Source organism: Streptomyces sp. NPDC000345 (genome assembly GCF_042898825.1).
Lineage (GTDB): Bacteria > Actinomycetota > Actinomycetes > Streptomycetales > Streptomycetaceae > Streptomyces.
Genome location: NZ_JBIAZE010000009.1, coordinates 16,308 through 32,378, shown reverse-complemented (window position 1 = coordinate 32,378; position 16,071 = coordinate 16,308). Strand labels below are relative to the sequence as shown.

The 16,071-nt window shown below is 71.2% G+C and carries 17 protein-coding genes, 1 tRNA gene and 1 riboswitch; of the genes, 9 read left to right on the top strand and 9 right to left on the bottom strand.

The annotated features are described in order from the left end of the window. Window positions 1-11 precede the first annotated feature (11 nt). Window positions 12-332 carry a hypothetical protein gene (locus ACFY30_RS22085; protein ID WP_390846878.1) on the bottom strand — a complete coding sequence of 107 codons (321 nt, stop codon included), beginning with the start codon at window positions 330-332 and terminating at the stop codon, window positions 12-14. Then, entirely contained in the window at window positions 329-628 is a 300-nt protein-coding gene (locus tag ACFY30_RS22080; protein ID WP_390846877.1) for a helix-turn-helix domain-containing protein, read from the bottom strand. The genes ACFY30_RS22085 and ACFY30_RS22080 overlap by 4 nt, the downstream gene beginning before the upstream one ends. A 339-nt stretch (window positions 629-967) precedes the next feature. Between ACFY30_RS22080 and ACFY30_RS22075 the strand changes: the two genes are divergently transcribed. The 4 genes from ACFY30_RS22075 (at window position 968) to ACFY30_RS22060 (ending at window position 4,121) form a co-directional block, all read left to right on the top strand. Beyond that, window positions 968-1,339: a hypothetical protein gene (locus ACFY30_RS22075; RefSeq protein ID WP_390846876.1), complete on the top strand. Its 372-nt coding sequence runs from the start codon at window positions 968-970 to the stop codon at window positions 1,337-1,339. Window positions 1,340-1,496: 157 nt separating this feature from the next. Beyond that, on the top strand, window positions 1,497-1,736 hold the full coding sequence (locus tag ACFY30_RS22070; RefSeq protein WP_390846875.1) for a hypothetical protein: 240 nt from the start codon (window positions 1,497-1,499) through the stop codon (window positions 1,734-1,736). Window positions 1,737-1,740: 4 nt separating this feature from the next. Beyond that, on the top strand, window positions 1,741-3,423 hold the full coding sequence (gene xerC, locus ACFY30_RS22065) for a tyrosine recombinase XerC (protein ID WP_390846874.1): 1,683 nt from the start codon (window positions 1,741-1,743) through the stop codon (window positions 3,421-3,423). Between the two features lie 491 nt (window positions 3,424-3,914). Then, a complete protein-coding gene (locus ACFY30_RS22060; protein ID WP_390846873.1) occupies window positions 3,915-4,121 on the top strand; it encodes a hypothetical protein in 207 nt (68 codons plus the stop codon). A gap of 161 nt (window positions 4,122-4,282) precedes the next feature. Here ACFY30_RS22060 and ACFY30_RS22055 read toward each other — a convergent pair whose 3' ends face one another. After that, window positions 4,283-4,612, bottom strand: a complete 330-nt coding sequence (locus ACFY30_RS22055; protein WP_390846872.1) for a hypothetical protein — start codon at window positions 4,610-4,612, stop codon at window positions 4,283-4,285. 164 nt (window positions 4,613-4,776) lie between these two features. On the opposite strand from ACFY30_RS22055, the gene ACFY30_RS22050 reads away from it, so the two are divergent. Then, entirely contained in the window at window positions 4,777-5,628 is an 852-nt protein-coding gene (locus tag ACFY30_RS22050; RefSeq protein WP_390846871.1) for a serine hydrolase domain-containing protein, read from the top strand. Between the two features lie 99 nt (window positions 5,629-5,727). Here ACFY30_RS22050 and ribA read toward each other — a convergent pair whose 3' ends face one another. After that, window positions 5,728-6,354: a GTP cyclohydrolase II gene (gene ribA, locus ACFY30_RS22045; protein ID WP_390846870.1), complete on the bottom strand. Its 627-nt coding sequence runs from the start codon at window positions 6,352-6,354 to the stop codon at window positions 5,728-5,730. A gap of 131 nt (window positions 6,355-6,485) precedes the next feature. Beyond that, the gene (locus tag ACFY30_RS22040; protein ID WP_390846868.1) at window positions 6,486-7,007 is read right to left on the bottom strand and encodes a MarR family winged helix-turn-helix transcriptional regulator; all 522 of its coding nucleotides are present in this window, start codon (window positions 7,005-7,007) and stop codon (window positions 6,486-6,488) included. A gap of 79 nt (window positions 7,008-7,086) precedes the next feature. Between ACFY30_RS22040 and ACFY30_RS22035 the strand changes: the two genes are divergently transcribed. The 4 genes from ACFY30_RS22035 (at window position 7,087) to ACFY30_RS22020 (ending at window position 10,856) form a co-directional block, all read left to right on the top strand. Beyond that, window positions 7,087-8,214 (top strand): dihydrofolate reductase family protein, encoded by a 1,128-nt coding sequence (locus ACFY30_RS22035; RefSeq protein WP_390846867.1) that lies wholly within the window; start codon window positions 7,087-7,089, stop codon window positions 8,212-8,214. Window positions 8,215-8,276: 62 nt separating this feature from the next. Further along, window positions 8,277-8,350, top strand: a tRNA-Met gene (locus ACFY30_RS22030). Between the two features lie 246 nt (window positions 8,351-8,596). Continuing rightward, window positions 8,597-8,764: riboswitch (cyclic di-AMP (ydaO/yuaA leader) on the top strand. Between the two features lie 7 nt (window positions 8,765-8,771). Then, window positions 8,772-9,806: a M23 family metallopeptidase gene (locus tag ACFY30_RS22025; RefSeq protein WP_390846866.1), complete on the top strand. Its 1,035-nt coding sequence runs from the start codon at window positions 8,772-8,774 to the stop codon at window positions 9,804-9,806. Between the two features lie 105 nt (window positions 9,807-9,911). Beyond that, on the top strand, window positions 9,912-10,856 hold the full coding sequence (locus ACFY30_RS22020) for an aldo/keto reductase (RefSeq protein ID WP_390846865.1): 945 nt from the start codon (window positions 9,912-9,914) through the stop codon (window positions 10,854-10,856). A 25-nt stretch (window positions 10,857-10,881) separates the two neighbouring features. On the opposite strand, the gene ACFY30_RS22015 is transcribed toward ACFY30_RS22020, so the two are convergent. The 4 genes from ACFY30_RS22015 to ACFY30_RS22000 all read right to left on the bottom strand — a co-directional run bounded on the left by ACFY30_RS22015 (window position 10,882) and on the right by ACFY30_RS22000 (window position 15,992). Continuing rightward, complete coding sequence (locus ACFY30_RS22015; protein ID WP_390846864.1) at window positions 10,882-12,300, bottom strand: PrsW family intramembrane metalloprotease; 1,419 nt, start codon at window positions 12,298-12,300, stop codon at window positions 10,882-10,884. A 108-nt stretch (window positions 12,301-12,408) separates the two neighbouring features. After that, window positions 12,409-13,239, bottom strand: coding sequence for a tRNA (guanosine(46)-N7)-methyltransferase TrmB (gene trmB, locus ACFY30_RS22010; protein WP_390846863.1), 831 nt, complete (start codon window positions 13,237-13,239; stop codon window positions 12,409-12,411). Window positions 13,240-13,280: 41 nt separating this feature from the next. Further along, window positions 13,281-14,480, bottom strand: a complete 1,200-nt coding sequence (lhgO, locus tag ACFY30_RS22005; RefSeq protein ID WP_390846862.1) for an L-2-hydroxyglutarate oxidase — start codon at window positions 14,478-14,480, stop codon at window positions 13,281-13,283. A gap of 87 nt (window positions 14,481-14,567) precedes the next feature. After that, window positions 14,568-15,992 (bottom strand): MFS transporter, encoded by a 1,425-nt coding sequence (locus ACFY30_RS22000; RefSeq protein ID WP_390846861.1) that lies wholly within the window; start codon window positions 15,990-15,992, stop codon window positions 14,568-14,570. Window positions 15,993-16,071: the final 79 nt, after the last annotated feature.

The window sequence follows — 16,071 nt, the reverse complement described above, 5'->3', positions numbered from 1 at the left end:
GACCCCGTTCTCTACTTGCTGGCGCGGGTGGGTGCGGACTGCTCGGACGGCGCCTTCGGCTGGACCCCGGGGGCGCCGTCGTCGTTGGTTGCTGCTGCCGACTGGACCTCGGCAGCAGCGGTCTCGGAGAGGCCGAGGACGGTCATCACGTCGGCCTTGCGGAAGCGGAAGACGCGGCCGAACCGGAGCACCTCGATGGGGAAGTCGCCGTCATCGATCAGCTGGTAGCCGAGCGTCTCGCCGAGGGCGAGTGCGGCGAACGCCTGCTTGGCGCTGAGCATCGCGGGCAGCGCGCGGACCTCGCCCGGGGTGAGCGCGGTGGCGGTGCTCATACGGCGGCCTGCGCGGGGATGAACACGTTGCCCTGGCGCTCGACCTCGACGAAGAGGACGAGGAGCTTTACACCGAGGGCGTCGGCGATGGACTTGGCCTTGTCCTCCGGGACCACGCGCTGGTGCCCGCTCATCAGGTTGCCGATGGTGCCGTGGGCGACGCCGGCCTCGGCGGCCAGCTCGCGGCTGGAGATCTGCTCTCCAGTGCCGGTGCGCTCCATGAGCGTCTTGAGACGGGCGCTGCTCGCGACCGCGTACATCGTGGGTGCGGTGGACTGGGTGGTCTCGTTGCTCACGTTCACCTCGTAGTACGGATCATTCAACGCGTTGAATGGAATGACTGTGAGCATTCCACGGGTTGAACAGTTTGTCTAGCTCGTTGAATGACGAGGGGCGCGCGTCGGTAATCGGCCAATGACTCTTCGCTACCTGGCGGGCGAGCCCGGTGTGTTGAACAATTCATTCAGCGTGCAGAATGAACGCTGCGTCTGACCTGCCCGTACGTCGGGACGACGTCAATAAGCCCTGAACGGTCCCTCATTCACAGAGAGCGCAGGAGTGGCAGGATGAGCCCCATGGCGGCTACGGATGAACCCCCACGTGACACGACTCCTAGCCCTGAACGGCGCACGCACATGAGTGACCTGCTTCGGGAGCGCCGGGCGGAGCTGGGCGAGTCTCTCGACACCATCGCGCCCAAGGCCGTAGACCCGGTCAGTGGCGTCCGTGTGACCAGAGGCAGGATCAACCGGTTGGAGCGGGCGGACAAGGTCACCCCGCCGGTGTACGAGGAGCTAGCTGCACTCGCCGCTGCCTATCGGCTGCCGGTCGAACGGGTCCAGGATGCGGCCGGCGCCCAATTCCACGGCGTGGACCCGCTTCGCTCAGGAACGGGGGAAGCGGTCGCTTATGTTCGAAAGCTCGACTCGCTACCGCCTGACCAGCGTGAACGGCTGCTTAGCCTGATTGACACGCTGGTTCCACCGCGTTTGGGTGATGATGACTGAGTCATGCGTTCCCCTTTGCATCACTCACGGTGACTTCTGGGAGCGGACGGTAGATATCTGGGGCCCGTGGTGCGATCATGTCCAGACGCTCTAGGACCAGAAGAGCGCTGGTCTAAGCCACGAATCGAACGCGCTTGCGGGAGATGGGGGAGGCTGCATGGTGTCACCACAGGCTTCGCGGGCCTGGTACTTCTTCGATCACCGAGTGCCATCGGGGGAGGTGATCGTACCGATCAAAAACAGCCAGGGCCTTGCCTTCGCCGTCCGGCCCACGGCAACCCCAGAGGAAATCGTGGCCGCCCTGAACGAGACCGCCGAGTTTGTTCTCGGCGTCGGCCTCGCTCGGGTGGGTCAGACTGAACAGCAGAAGCCGCCCGACCTGGCTCGGAAGGAGTAGCCAGATGCCGTCACCCCGCCGCGCAGGGAGCATCTACCGTCGCTGCGAGTGCCGCGGTTCCGACGGCAAACTGATGGGGCAGACGTGCCCCAAGCTGAAGCGCAAGGGCCATGGTGCCCCAGCGATCCGCCAGGAACTCCCGCCGTCCGCCGAGGGGACGCGCAGGACGTTCAGGCGTACCGGGTACGGCACGGTCACGGAGGCTCAGGGCGACCTCTCCCGCCTTCAAGCCATCCTCGATCTTGCCGGTGACGACCCCGACGAACAGCGCCGCGTGGGAGATCTACTCGCCGACATCTCCCGGCGCCGTGCAGACATCCCAGAGACCTCCGAGGTACAGCGCCGACTCGGGGTCGGCGTTCCCCTCGACGGCAAGATGACCGTGGCCCAGTGGCTCGATCACGTGATGGCCAACAAGGCGACGCGAGCCACCACGAACCACGGTTACCACTCGCACATCCGCGTGCACCTGAAGCCTGCGCTCGGGCACCTGCGCCTGGACCGCCTTGGCGTCGGTCACGTGCAGGACATGTTCAACGCGATTGACGACCGCAACGACGTCATCCGCGCCGAGAACCAGGCACGACATGAGCAGGTCGCGCGCTGCAAGCGGGGCAAGCCAGGAGCGCCGAAGGCCGCCGAGCGGGCCCAGCTCGCCGCCGAGCGCGAGAAGCTCGCGGCGATGCCGCCCTTCCGGCGCATCACGGGGCCGGCCACGAAGCAGGCGATCCGCCGCACCCTCCGCATGGCGCTGAACAAGGCTATCGGCGCACAGCACATCACCTTCAACGCGGCACAGCACGTCGAGCTGGCGGCTGGCGCCCGGCCGAAGGGCCTGCTCTGGACGGCGGAGCGCGTGGCGCGGTGGGAGGAGACCGGCCGGAAGCCGGGCCCGGTCATGGTCTGGACCCCTGAGCTGCTCGGCCGGTTCCTCGACGCGGCTGAGGGCGATCGGCTCTACGCCCTGTTCCACCTGATCGCCCACCACGGCCTCCGCCGCGGCGAGGGCGTCGGCCAGGGCTGGGACGACTTCTCCCCGGAACGCAAGGAGATCCGGGTGTCCGCTGAGATCGTGGTCGACGGCTGGACGCCGGTCGAGACAGCCCCGAAAACGGACGGCTCGGTGGGCATCGTGAAGGTGGACGCAGGAACCGTTGCTGTCCTCCAGGCGCACCGGGAACGGCAGCTGGCGGAGCGTGCCGCCTGGAACGCACGGGCCGCGGACGAACGCGAGCAGGGCAAGGACACGCCGGACTGGGTCGACACCGGGAAGATGTTCACCGCTGAGGACGGCGCCTGGCTGCACCCGGACGTGGTGAGCAAGGCGTTCCGGCGGATCGCGGATGGGGCCGGCCTGCCGCCCATCAACCTCCGTGATCTCCGGCACGGAGCCGCCGCCTTGGTGAAGGCTGCCGGCGGGGAGCTGCACGACGCGAAGGTGAAGCTGCGCCACTCGACGATCGTGCTGACCTCGGACACCTACATGGAGCTGTTCGAGGAGTACGAGGACGAGCTGACGGAGAAGGCAGCCGCCGTGGTCCCGCGCGCGCGGGATAGGCAGCAGCAGGCCCCTGCTTCGGTCGCTGTACCGCAGCAGGGGCCGGGCGCGTCGCAGCCAGTTGCAGACGCTTCTGTTGACGACTCCACGGTACGGGCCAGCCCTGACAATGGGCAGGCTTCGGCGTAGAATTGACGGACAGGCGAAGGGCCTCTGACCTGCGGGTCGGGGGCCCTTCTTGCTGGCCCGCTGCTGGCCCGGGAGCGGCATTGCGGCGCGGTACGAGACGGTACGAGACAGGGTGACGGCCATGCGGCAGCACCCCACCGCGAGCCGCTGAGCTGGGCGGTACGGCAAGGGGCGGCGCGGCGCGGTACAGGCCGGTACGAGACACGTTGGCCACTCATCAGACTTTTAATCCATTGGTTGTGGGTTCGAGTCCCACAGGGCCTACCGGCGGCGGGGGAGGAAATGCCCTCTGACCTGCTACGCGGCGCCCGGGTCGGCTTCGGTCGGCCCGGGCGCCGCTTCGTGTGCGGGTCCTTGCGCGAGCGGATGTGCTCATGGCCCGCGGATCGGCCGCGGTGCCTTTGCCGGTCGTCCCCGGTCCCGCCCCTGTCCGATGTGCCGGTGATGAGAGTGAACGGCCGGTCGAAGATCGTAAAAGAATGGAGCACGGGGTGCGTCGGTTGGCCGGCCTGGTGGTTCTGGTCGCGGGGACGGCTCTCGCGTTCTGGTTGGTCTTCGGGCCCGCGGCCGACTGGGAGGGTGCTGTCAGGTTCGTGCGTTTCGCCCTCCTGCTGGGCTGCTTCCTGGCGATCGGCGGGAGCGTGCGGCTGATCTACCCCGACAGGACGAAGGACGAGACCACCGAGGTCGCGGGGTGATCAGCACAGCTCGGCGCGCGGGCCGTGGCGTGTCGCCGTGGGTCCGCGGGTGCCGGCCCGGCGAAGGCGGGGACGCCGCGCCACTGCCATCCGGCGCGCCCGGTGCGCGTGCTGACCAGCAGTCAGTGAAGCGCCGGCCGGCGGGGCCGGTCCGCGGACGCTCAGCGCGCTCCGAGATCCGGCGGCGTCCGGATGCCGAACTCGCGGCGGAGGGCGGACAGCGCGGCGAGGTAACCGGACATGCCGTGCACGCTCGGCCCGGGCGGGGTGGACGCGGAGCACAGACAGACGCCGGTCAGCGGAGTGCGATACGGATCGACGCGCGGGACCGGACGCATGAGGGACTGCCGGAGAGTCATGGCGCCTGCTCCGATGTCCCCGCCGACATAGTTCGCGTTGTATGCCTCGTATGCGGCACCGCTGATGCCGCGTCGATGGATCACCGTGTCGGTGAATCCGGGCGCGTAGCGCTCGATGCATGCCGTGACCATGGCGGTCGGGTCCGCTGTGTCGCCGTCGGGGACGTGGGCGTAGGCCGAGCCCTCGGCGAACGCTGGGCACGGAGGCGGGCCGGGGGCCTTGGCGCAACGGCGGCGCAGGGCTCACCGGCAGGCGGCAACCCCGTCGACGCCGCCGTACCCCAGGCGGTGAACCGATGACCCGGCGCCCGGTCCCCACCTGCGTCATCGGCAGCTCCGACACGGCTCCGATCGTCACCGGCGGGCATGATCCCGACAGGTACGCGGAAATGGGGTCCTTCACCAAGGTCATCACCGCGACCGTGCTGCAGCAGCTGGCCCGGCAGGGTGCCCTCACCCTCGACGACCCCGTCGAACGGTGGCTCGACGTCCCGCCGGGGACCGGCATCACCCTGCGTCACCTTGCCGAGCACACCTCGGGCCTGCCCCGGCTCCCTCCCGGCATCACCCGCCGCGACCCCTACAGGACGTTCACCGACGAGCGACTCCACGAACTGCTCGCCGGTCTCGACCGTCTCGTCACCGTCCCCGCCGGAGAGCACGAGGAGTACTCCAACCTCGGCTACGCGGTGCTCGGGGCGGTGCTGACCGCCGCCACGGGACAGGCGTACGACGACCTCGTCGCCCTGCATGTCCTGGCCCCTCTCGGCCTGGAGCGCGACGCGATGAGTTCCCGGCCGCCGAAGCACACCCGACTGCTGCCGACCGGGATGCTCGGCCGCACCGCGAAACCGTGGACCATGACGGGAGCGATCCTGCCCGCGGGCGGCCTGTGGGCAAGCCCCCGCACACTGTCACGCGTGCTGACGGGCCTCGTGCTCGACCGCTCGCTCGGGGAACCCGCCCTCGGCTGGCAGCGCACCGGGCCGCTGCCCGTGATCTGGCACAACGGGGCGACCGGCACGGCCTCCGTGTTCGCCGGCGCCGTCCCCGACGGCCGGTGGACGGTGGTCCACCGGCTGAGCGGCACCCCCGACGTGACGGACCGCGCCGGCCTGGACTACCTGCGCACGGCACGCCCGCGGTGAGGCGGGGGCCGGACGACACGGCCATGCGGTGCGGGGCGGTGCGGGGGCGCACCGCCCCGCACCGGCATCGGGCGCGTCGGTGGACCGCCGGGTTCCCGTTCAGCCGGCGCTGAGCTGGGCCAGCGGCAGGGTGTGCTGGGTCTGGAGGACCTTCGCGCGCAGGTAGCGCACGTTGTGCGGGGTGGTGAAGACGCCCGTCGGGACGCGGTCGTGGACGTCGATGCCGAGCGCCCGCAACTGGTCCGCCTTGTCGGGGTTGTTGGACAGCAGGTCCAGGCTGGTGACGCCCAGGGCGCTCAGCATCTGGGCGGCGGCGGTGTAGTCGCGGGCGTCCTCGGGCAGTCCGAGGGCGGCGTTCGCCTCGTAGGTGTCCAGGCCCTGGTCCTGCAGGGCGTACGCGTCGAGCTTGTTGTAGAGGCCGATGCCGCGCCCCTCCTGACGGAGGTAGAGCAGGACGCCGCCCGTCTCGGCGATGCGCTCGACCGCCTCACGCAGCTGCGGGCCGCAGTCGCAGCGGGCGGAGCCGAAGACGTCCCCGGTGAGGCACTCGGAGTGCAGCCGGACCAGCGGGACGGGTCCCGGCTCGCCGAGGACGACGGCGACGTGTTCCTGCCCGTCGGCCAGGCCGTGGAAGGTGACGAGCTCGGCGTCGACGGAGTAGCCGTCGTGGAAGCGAAGCGGTACCCGGACGCGGGCGCGCTGGGTGGCGGCGGGGGTGTCGGGCATGCGGGTCTCCCGGGTCCGGTGAACGGTGAGCGTCGGAGCACTGCCGGGGCCTGCTTCAGATTTGAAACAGATCCGGCGAGTCGAGACCCTACCCTTGCTTTAAATTTGAAGCAACTGGTTCGCGGTGTGACTCATGAGCTCCCGGAACAGGGCGACGACCGCCGCCGCCACGGCAGTTCCTCGGGCGCGGTCTCCTCGCCGTTCCCCGTGAACCCCCGCACCACCTGTGTGAAGATCTCCTCCAGCTGCCCCACCTGCTCGGGCGTGAGCCGGTCGAAGAGCGCGGCGCGGACCGTGTCGACATGGCCGGGCGCGACGTTCTCCAGCACCGCCATGCCCTCCTCCGTCAGGGCCGCGATGCTGCCGCGCTTGTCCCAGCGGCACTCCTCGCGCCGCAGCATCCCGTCCTTCTCCAGCCGGGTCACCGCGTACGTCAGCCGGCTGCGGGTGATCTTCAGCCGCTCGGCGAGATCCGTCATCCGCAGCCGCCCCTCCGGTGTCTCGGAGAGATGGGCGAGGATGGAGTAGTACAGGTGGGGCATGCCGGCGTCCTGCTGGAGCTGCCGGTCGATCGCGTCCTCCAGGAGGAGGTATCCGGCGACGTACGCGCGCCAGGCGCGCTGCTCCTCGGGGGTGAGCCAGCGGGTCGTCATGCACCCAGTGTAGGTTTGTTTCAAACTTGAACCAAGACCTGCCGTCCACCGAGTCGACCGAGCCGGGGAGACCGCGCCGATGCCCCACCCGTACGTCCTGCTGTCCGCCGCCGTCTCCCTCGACGGCTACCTGGACGACACCACCCCCGAGCGCCTGCTCCTCTCCAGCCCCGCCGACTTCGACCGCGTCGACGAGGTACGGGCCTCCGTCGACGCGATCCTCGTCGGCGCCGGCACCCTCCGCGCCGACAACCCGCGCCTGCTGGTGAACTCCGCCGAGCGCCGTGCGGCCCGCGTCGCCGCGGGCCGGCCGCCGTACCCCCTCAAGGTCACCGTCAGCGGCTCCGGCGACCTCGACCCGGCGGCGAACTTCTGGCACACCGGCGGCGACAAGGTCCTCTACACGACGGAGAGGGGCGCCGAGCGGGCCCGGGCGCTCGGCATCGCCGCGGACGTCGTCCCGCTCGGCCCCGACCTCGACTGGCGCCGGCTCCTCCAGCACCTCCACGACGCGCGCGGCGTACGGCGGCTCATGGTCGAGGGCGGCGGCACCATCCACACCCAGCTTCTCCAGCAGGGCCTCGCCGACGAACTCCAACTCGTCCTCGCCCCGCTGTTCGTGGGCGACCCGGAGGCACCCCGGCTCTTCGGTCCCGGCGCCTACCAGGGCGGCCGGCTGCGCCTGGCCGAGACCCGGCGGATCGAGGACGTGGTGCTCATGCGCTACGAGCCCACCGCCCCCGGCACCGGCCGGCTCCCCTCCGCCGCCGACCGCCGCTGGCTGGCCCTCGCCTGTGAACTCGCCGCCCTGTGCCCGCCCTCGCGGACCGCGTTCAGCGTCGGCGCGGTGATCGTCGCCGCCGACGGGACGGAACTGGCGCGCGGCCACTCCCGCGAGGCCGGTGACCCGGTCGTCCACGCCGAGGAGGCCGCCCTGGCGAAACTCGACCCCGCCGACCCCCGCCTGGCCACGGCCACCGTCTACAGCAGCCTGGAACCCTGCGCCCGCCGCTCCTCCCGCCCGCTGCCCTGCGCCCGTCTCATCCTCGACGCGGGCGTGCGCCGGGTGGTCACCGCCTGGCAGGAGCCGGACACCTTCGTGACGGCCGCCGACGGCATCGGCCTCCTGGGTGCGGAGGGGGCCGACGTCGTCGTCCTCCCGGAGTACGCCGAGCGGGCGAAGGAGCCCAACCGGCACCTGGTGTGACGGGGGTCGCACCGGCCATGAACAATCAGCTCCGTAGATGACGTACACTGGTGTCATACCGACGCGGGGTGGAGCAGCTCGGTAGCTCGCTGGGCTCATAACCCAGAGGTCGCAGGTTCAAATCCTGTCCCCGCTACTGAAGGCTGAGGGCCGGAATCCTTTTCAGGGTTCCGGCCCTCGGTGTGTTTCCGGGATCTCCCGGTCGACGGCTGTGCGTTCGCTGTGCTTTCCGGTCAACTCGCCCGTTTTTCAACGGTCATGGCCTGAAAGGTCCAGGCCAAAAATGTAGTTGATCAAGCCGAAGAGCTTGGAAACCCGTGCCCGGGTCTATTAACGTTCGATAACGCAGCGCGGTCGTCCCAGCCGTCACAAGAGGCGGCTCCGTGCGCACGCGCCGAATCCCGCAAGGGAACCGGGGAACCACCACCTTGGGGTGAATCACGCGGAAGCCGCCGTGAACTCGCAGAGTCACGAACGGTATACGCGCGTAGGAGACCTTCCCGCTCCGAACCCGTCAGCTAACCCGGTAGGCGACGGAAGGAAAGGAGTGCGCCCGCGTGGCGTCCAACCGGCCTGCCCCAGAAGCCCCGTTCGTGCCGAGCCAGCGGTCCGCCGAGACCTACGGCTACGGCGGCTACCGCACCGACGAGGGCCCCTGGGAGGAATGGAACCCCACCGCGGAGTCCATTCGCCCGGTCCGGGGCAAGCACCGGGTCGCCAAGCAGCGCGGCGGCGGGTTCGCCCGCAGCTCCACCGTTCTCGGCGTCGGCGTCATAGCCGCCGTCAGCGCCGGCGGCATGGCCAGCGCCAACACCGGCAAGGCCCCGGTCTCCATCTCCATGCCGGACCTGCCCGGCGTGGGCTCCCTCATCTCCGACGACGACCCCGCCGAGGACGCCGCCCCGGCGCTCGCGAGCTTCGGCTCCGAGACCGCCACCGACAGCAGCCGGACCGCCGCCGACGCCGGTGAGGCGCTGCGCAGCCGGATCATGGCGCAGGCCGAGTCGCAGCAGACCCAGGTCGCCTCCAAGGCCCAGGCCGTCGCCGAGGCCGCCGCGGCCAAGGCGGAGGCGGCCGCCGTCGCCAAGGCCGAGAAGGAGGCGGAGGCCGAGGCCGCCGCCGCGAAGGAGAAGGCCGAGGAGGCCGCCAGGGAGAAGGCCGAGGCCGCGCGCCTGGCCGAACTGGCCAAGCAGTACACGCTGCCGACCTCCTCGTACACCATCACCTCGACCTTCGGTCAGGCCGGCTCCCTCTGGTCCTCCGGCTACCACACCGGCCTGGACTTCGCCGCTCCCACCGGCACGCTCATCAAGGCCGTACACAGCGGCACCATCACCGAGGCGGGCTGGGCCGGCGCCTACGGCTACCGCACCATCCTCACCCTGGACGACGGCACCGAGCTGTGGTTCTGCCACCAGTCGTCGATCAGCGTCAGCGTCGGCCAGAAGGTCGCCACCGGTGACGTGATCGGCCGCGTGGGTGCCACCGGCAACGTGACCGGCGCCCACCTCCACCTGGAGGTCCACGCGAACGGCAGTGCCGACGGCATCGACCCGATGGCCTGGCTGCGCAGCAAGGGCCTCAACCCCTGAGCCGGCCCGCCGGACCGTGCGGCGGGCCTGCGGGGCGGACGGCGTTCACACGTTGTCCGCACGATGCCGGAATGGCCCGCTCCGAGCCCGCTGTTGACGTAGAACATGACTTCTCTGCGCAAGCTCGGCTCCTCCGACCTCGAGGTCTTTCCCCTCTCCCTCGGCGGCAACGTCTTCGGCTGGACCGCCGACGAGGCGGCCTCCTTCGCCGTCCTCGACGCCTACACCGCCGCCGGCGGCAACTTCGTCGACACCGCCGACTCCTACTCCTCGTGGGCCGAGGGCAACAGCGGAGGCGAGTCCGAGACGATCATCGGCAACTGGCTCACGTCCCGCGGCAACCGTGACGACATCGTCGTCGCCACCAAGGTCAGCCAGCACCCCGAGTACCCCGGCCTGACCGCCGCGAACATCAAGGCCGCCGCCGACGCCTCCCTGCGCCGCCTCGGCACCGATCACATCGACCTCTACTACACCCACTTCGACAAGCCCGAGGTGCCGGTCGAGGAGATCATCGGCGCGCTCGACGAGCTGGTGAAGGCGGGCAAGGTGCGGCACATCGCCGCCTCCAACATCACGCCCGAGAGGCTCCAGGAGTCGCTGGAGTTCTCCGACCGCGAGGGCCTCGCCCGGTACGTGGCCCTCCAGCCGCACTACAACCTGGTCTCCCGTGACACCTACGAGGGCGCCCTCCAGGACCTCGCCGCCCGCTCCGGCCTCGCGGCCGTCCCCTACTTCGCCCTCGCCTCCGGCTTCCTCACCGGCAAGTACCGGCCCGGTACGACCGTGGAGAGCCGGCGGTCGGCGGGCGCCGCCAGGCACCTCGACTCCGAGCGGGGCCGGCGGGTCCTCGCCGCCCTCGACGAGGTCGCCGGGGCCCGGGGCGCCGAGGTCGCCACGGTCGCCCTGGCCTGGCTGGCCGCCCAGCCGACGGTGGCCGCCCCGATCGCGTCCGCGCGGACGGCCGAGCAGCTGCCGGCGCTGCTGGCGGTGGCCGGACTGGAGCTGACGGAGGAGGAGACCGGGACACTGACCCGGGCTTCGGCCTGATCCCCGGCCCGCTCCTGCTCCCGCTCTAGCGCTGATAGGGGTTGGCGGCGGGGTACGGCCCCGCGGGATACCCGTAGCCGTACCCGTACGCCTGCCCCGGCGGACAGCCGTACCCGGCGACGTGACCCGGGCCGTACCCCTGCCCGTATCCGTGCCCGTATCCGTGACCCCCGTGGACCGGCCAGGGAGCCGTGGGCATCACCACCCGTACGGGAGGGGCCGTCATCCGGGCCGCGTGGTCCAGGGCGGGCCGGGCGACGTCCTTGCGCCGCCACAGCTCGTTCAGCAGTTCCCGCTCCCGTACGACGAAGTCGGCGTCGGCCCGACCGCTGCGCCCCCGGTGCCGCAGGAACGCCAGGGAGGTCGCGTAGGCCTCGTACTCCGCCACCGCCCGCGCGGCCGGCCGGCCCAGATGCCGCCTGGCGTACTCGCGGGCCAGCCGGCGCGCCCGCATCGAGCCGAGCGCGTACGGCTCGGCCGGGGTGAGCCAGCCGGCGGCCGTGTAGGCGGGCAGTTCCTCGCGGACCGTGCGCAGCTCCCGCTGGCGGGTCCATATCACCAGCCAGGTCAGCAGCCCGAACGCGGGCACCATGAAGGCCGCGTACACCGCGAAGAAGCCGAGCTCGCCGAAGGTCGAGGAGCCGTTCCACAGGGCGTGCATGCCCATCGCGAGCAGCAATCCGCACAGCGGGAGCAGGACACGGCGTACGTGCTGCCGGTCGCCGGAGAGCGCGGCGAAGCCGAAGCCGAGGCCGGTCAGCACGGTGAACAGGGGGTGCGCGAACGGCGACATGATGACGCGCACGAAGAAGGTCGCGGCGGTGACCGAGGCGATGCCGCTGTCACCGGTGAGCTGGTCGGTGCCGAACGCGGTGCCGAGATAGAGGATGTTCTCGGTGAACGCGAAGCCGGTCGCGGTGACACCGGCTATGACCACCCCGTCGACGATCCCGGTGAAGTCCCGCCTGCGGAAGAGGAAGACGAGCAGGATCGCGGCGGCTTTCGCGGACTCCTCGACGACGGGCGCTATGACCGTCGCCCCGAGGGTGTCCGCGCTGGACGGGTCGGCGGTCGCCGTGGCTATCCACCGGGTGGCGAAGCTGTTGGCGACGATCGCGATCAGCGCGGCCGCGCACGCACCCCAGGCGAAGGCGAAGACCAGGTTCCGCCACGGGCCCGGTTCCACCCGGTCCAGCCACCGGAAGGCGGCTATGAGCAGGGGCACCGGCAGCACCGCGAGCCCCAGCCCGACCAGGAACCCCTCGGTGCCGGTCTGCTCCCGCACCAGCGCGAGGATCACCAGGCCCGACAGTGCGAGCAGGGTGCTGAGCGCCCCGTAGCGCACGCCTCTGTGCTGCCACCAGTGCGCGTGCCGGAGCCCGGCGCCCTCGGCTGGGCCGCCCGGGTGGGGTGGGTACGGCGGAAACGGGGGACTGATGGCCACGGCATCGACCCTAACGAGGGAGGGGACTGTGGTGGACGGGCGGTGTGCGCGGGGGTGGGGGACGGGTCGGTGGGGGACGGCTGTGATCCGGAGGTGCCGCGCCGTCGGTCAGCGATCGCCGTGCTGTACGCGACGGAAGAGCAGGTCGTTCACCACATGACCCTTGTCCAGCCCCTGACCCTCGAAACGGGTCAGCGGCCGGAACGCGGGCCGGGGCGCGAATCCGCCGTCGGCCCGCGTGTTCTCGAAGTCGGGGTGCGCGGTGAGGACGTCCAGCATCTGTTCCGCGTACGGCTCCCAGTCGGTCGCGCAGTGGACGACCGCCCCCGGCTTCAGCCGCGTCGCGGCCAGGCTCAGGAACTCCGGCTGGATGAGGCGCCGCTTGTGGTGGCGCTTCTTGGGCCAGGGGTCGGGGAAGTAGACGCGCAGCCCGTCCAGTGAGTCGGGCGCCAGCATCTCCCGCAGCAGGATGATCGCGTCGCCGTTGGCGACCCGGACGTTGTCCAGTCCGCTTCGGTCCGCCAGGTTGAGCAGATTGCCCTGGCCGGGCGTGTGCACGTCCACGGCGAGGATGTTGGTGTCCGGGTCGGCGGCGGCCATCCGCGCGGTGGCCTCGCCCATCCCGAAGCCGATCTCCAGGACGACGGGTCTGGCGTTCCCGAACAGCTCGACGAGATCGACGGCGTGCCCGTCGATGTCGAGCCCCCACTTCGGCCACAGCCGCTGCAGGGCGTCGGCCTGTCCGGCCGTCACCCGGCTGCGCCGGGGCTGGAAGCTCCTGATTCGCCGCTCGAAGTGCGAACCGGCCGGGTCGGCCTTGGGCCCGTCGGGGAAGCGCGGCTCGCCCTTGGCCCGGGTGTGCCGGACGGACTCGCCCGGGTGGTGCTCGCCGCCGGGGGCGGGCCGGGGGACTTCGGGGGTGTTCACGGAATCAGACACAGTGGGGTCGATTTTACTGCCGCTCACCGGGCGCACCGGGCTCACCGGGTGCCCAGCACCTCCAGGGCCCTGCGGGCCACCTCGCGGCCGATCGGCAGCGAGGCCGTCGCCGCCGGTGAGGGCGCGTTCAGCACATGCACCGCGCACGCCCCCTCCCGTATCAGGAAGTCGTCCACCAGCGTCCCGTCCCGCAGCACGGCCTGCGCCCGCACCCCGGCCGCCGCGCGCACCAGGTCCCCCTCCTCCACCGCGGGCAGCAACCGCCGCACCGCCTTCACGAACGCCTTCCTGGACACCGACCGCCGCAGCTCCCCGGCCCCGTACCGCCAGTGCCGGCGCCCCATGCGCCACACACCGGGCCACGCCGCCGTCGCCAGCGCCTCCCGCGGCCGTACGACACCCCATCCGTACCCCTCCCGGGCCAGAGCCGGCACGGCATTGGGCCCCACGTGCACCCCTGAGTCGATTCCCCTGGTCAGATGCACCCCGAGGAACGGGAACGCCGGGTCGGGCACCGGATACACCAGCCCCCGCACCAGCTCCGGCCGCGCCAGCTCGTAGTACTCGCCCCGGAACGGCACGATCCGCACCCCGGGCTCGTCCCCCGTCAGCCGCGCGATCTCGTCGCAGTACAGCCCGGCGCAGTTCACCAGCACCCGGCCCCGTACGACCTCGCCGCGCGTGGTGAGCACGGCCACGCCGAGGCCGGCCCGCCGGTCGATCCGGGCCACCTCGGCGCCGTAGCGGATCTCGGCGCCGGACGCCTCGCCGAGCAGCCGGGCGACCGCCGTGAAGTCACAGATCCCCGTCGTCCCGACATGGATCGCCGCGAGGCCCCGCACCTCCGGCTCGTACTCCGCGATCTGGGCGGCGCCGAGCTCCCGCACCGGTATGCCGTTCTCCCGGCCGCGCTGTACGAGTGCGTGCAGGCGCGGCAGCTCGTCCCGCTCCGTTGCGACGATCAGTTTTCCGGTGACGGCGTGCGCGATTCCGTACTCCGCGCAGAACTTCGTCATCTCGGCGGCGCCCCGCACCGCGTACCGCGCCTTCAGCGACCCGGGCCGGTAGTAGACCCCGCTGTGGATGACCCCGCTGTTGCGCCCCGTCTGGTGCCGGGCCGGACCCGGCTCCTTCTCCAGCACGGTCACCCGGGTGCCCGGCGCGGCGCGAGTGATCGCGTACGCGGTGGACAACCCGACGATGCCTCCACCGACGACGAGCACGTCACAGTCGTACGCCACCACCTGAACCACCTCCGCCTCCGATAGTGCACTGCGCCACTGACAGTCACTTCAAACGCGAGCGCCGGGGTGTGCTCTCCGGCCTGGTCAGGCGGGGGCCATCAGCAGCGGCCGGGCCCGCTCCCGCAGCTCCACCACCCGCGGCTCGTCGCCGTACGGCTCCAGCCGGTGCAGAAGGTCCTTCACGTACTCCGTGGTCCGGGCGGAGGAGATGCGCCCGGCCACCTCCACGGCCCGCACCCCCTGCTCGCACGCCGCGTCGAGGTTCCCCGACTCCAGCTCGGCCACCGCGGACACGACGAGCCGCAGCCCGTGCGAGCGCACGAACTCCTCCGTCGGCTGGGAAAGGGCCTGCTCGGTGAAGCGCCGCACCTGCCGCGGCGCCTTCAGGTCGCGGTAGCACTCGGCCGCGTCGGCGGCGAACCGGTCGTAGGAGTAGAAACCCAGCCACGACGGGTCCTGATCGCCGTCGCGGGCCCGCTCCAGCCAGCTCTCGGCGGCCTTGAGGGCCGCCCCGGCGGCCTGCGCGTCCCCCGCGCGGGCATGTGCGCGTGCCTCGACGAGACGGAAGAAGCTCATCGTGCGGGCCGTGGCCAGCCCCCGGTTGCGCTCCAGGGCGGCCTGGGCGAGGTCGACGCCCTCGTCGCCGAAGCCCCGGTACGTCGCCTGCAGCGACATCGATGCCAGCACGTATCCGCCGAGCGGCACGTCCGCCGCCGCGCGCGCGAGGCGCAGCGCCTGGATGTAGTACCGCTGAGCGGCCTCCTGCTGGCCGGTGTCGAAGGCCATCCACCCCGCGAGCCGGGTCAGTTCGGCGCTCGCCCCGAACAGGGCGCGCCCGACTTCGTCGGAGTACGAGCCGAGCAGCAGCGGCGCCGCCTCGACCCGCAGGCACTCCGGCACCATCGACGAACGCCAGTCGCCGCCCCCGTACTTGGAGTCCCAGCGCCTGGCGTCCTCGGCGGCCTCCCGCAGTTTCTGCACATCGCTGTGGCCGACTTTGAGCGGTGCGCCGGACCCCTCCAGGGGATGGGCCTCACGCGCCACCGAACTGTCGGCCGGGGTTATCAGCCACCGCGAGGCGGGGGTCGCGTACGCGCTTACTGCGAATGATCCGGCCAGGGACTGCCAGATGCCCCCCGAGCCGGCCCGGCGGCCGGCGAGGTCGAGGCGGTACAGCTCGGTGGCCGAGCGCACGGCCTGGCCGACGTCTCTGGGGAAGGCGAGGCCCACTTCGGGCGCGGGGTCCGCGTCCGCCAGGCCGATCTCGTGGAGCGGCACCGGGCGGCCGAGCTTCTGTCCGATGGCGGCCGCGATGAGGTGCGGCGCGGCGCCCTGCGGCACCATGCCCTTCGACACCCAGCGCGCCACGGACGTCTTGTCGTAGCGAAGAGTCAACCCGCGTTGAGCGCCAAGGTCGTTGACGCGTCGTGCGAGTCCTGCGTTGCTGATTCCCGCGAGGGCGAGAACGGCGCCGAGTTTTTCGTTCGGCCCGCGTTGCTCCCTGGACATTGCGCCACCCCTCGACACAGACGGCTGCCGCGCTGGCATAACCACGCGGCATTCGTAAACCCAGCGTAGTTCGCCGCAT

Coding starts and splice junctions, on each gene's coding strand:
- ACFY30_RS22050 (WP_390846871.1), top strand. CDS start 4,777: ATGACCCGGCGCCCGGTCCCCACCTGCGTCATCGGCAGCTCCGACACG.
- ACFY30_RS22075 (WP_390846876.1), top strand. CDS start 968: ATGAGTGACCTGCTTCGGGAGCGCCGGGCGGAGCTGGGCGAGTCTCTC.
- ACFY30_RS22070 (WP_390846875.1), top strand. CDS start 1,497: ATGGTGTCACCACAGGCTTCGCGGGCCTGGTACTTCTTCGATCACCGA.
- ACFY30_RS22055 (WP_390846872.1), bottom strand. CDS start 4,612: ATGGTCACGGCATGCATCGAGCGCTACGCGCCCGGATTCACCGACACG.
- xerC (WP_390846874.1), top strand. CDS start 1,741: ATGCCGTCACCCCGCCGCGCAGGGAGCATCTACCGTCGCTGCGAGTGC.
- ACFY30_RS22000 (WP_390846861.1), bottom strand. CDS start 15,992: ATGTCCAGGGAGCAACGCGGGCCGAACGAAAAACTCGGCGCCGTTCTC.
- ACFY30_RS22085 (WP_390846878.1), bottom strand. CDS start 332: ATGAGCACCGCCACCGCGCTCACCCCGGGCGAGGTCCGCGCGCTGCCC.
- ACFY30_RS22020 (WP_390846865.1), top strand. CDS start 9,912: ATGACTTCTCTGCGCAAGCTCGGCTCCTCCGACCTCGAGGTCTTTCCC.
- ribA (WP_390846870.1), bottom strand. CDS start 6,354: ATGCCCGACACCCCCGCCGCCACCCAGCGCGCCCGCGTCCGGGTACCG.
- ACFY30_RS22035 (WP_390846867.1), top strand. CDS start 7,087: ATGCCCCACCCGTACGTCCTGCTGTCCGCCGCCGTCTCCCTCGACGGC.
- ACFY30_RS22040 (WP_390846868.1), bottom strand. CDS start 7,007: ATGACGACCCGCTGGCTCACCCCCGAGGAGCAGCGCGCCTGGCGCGCG.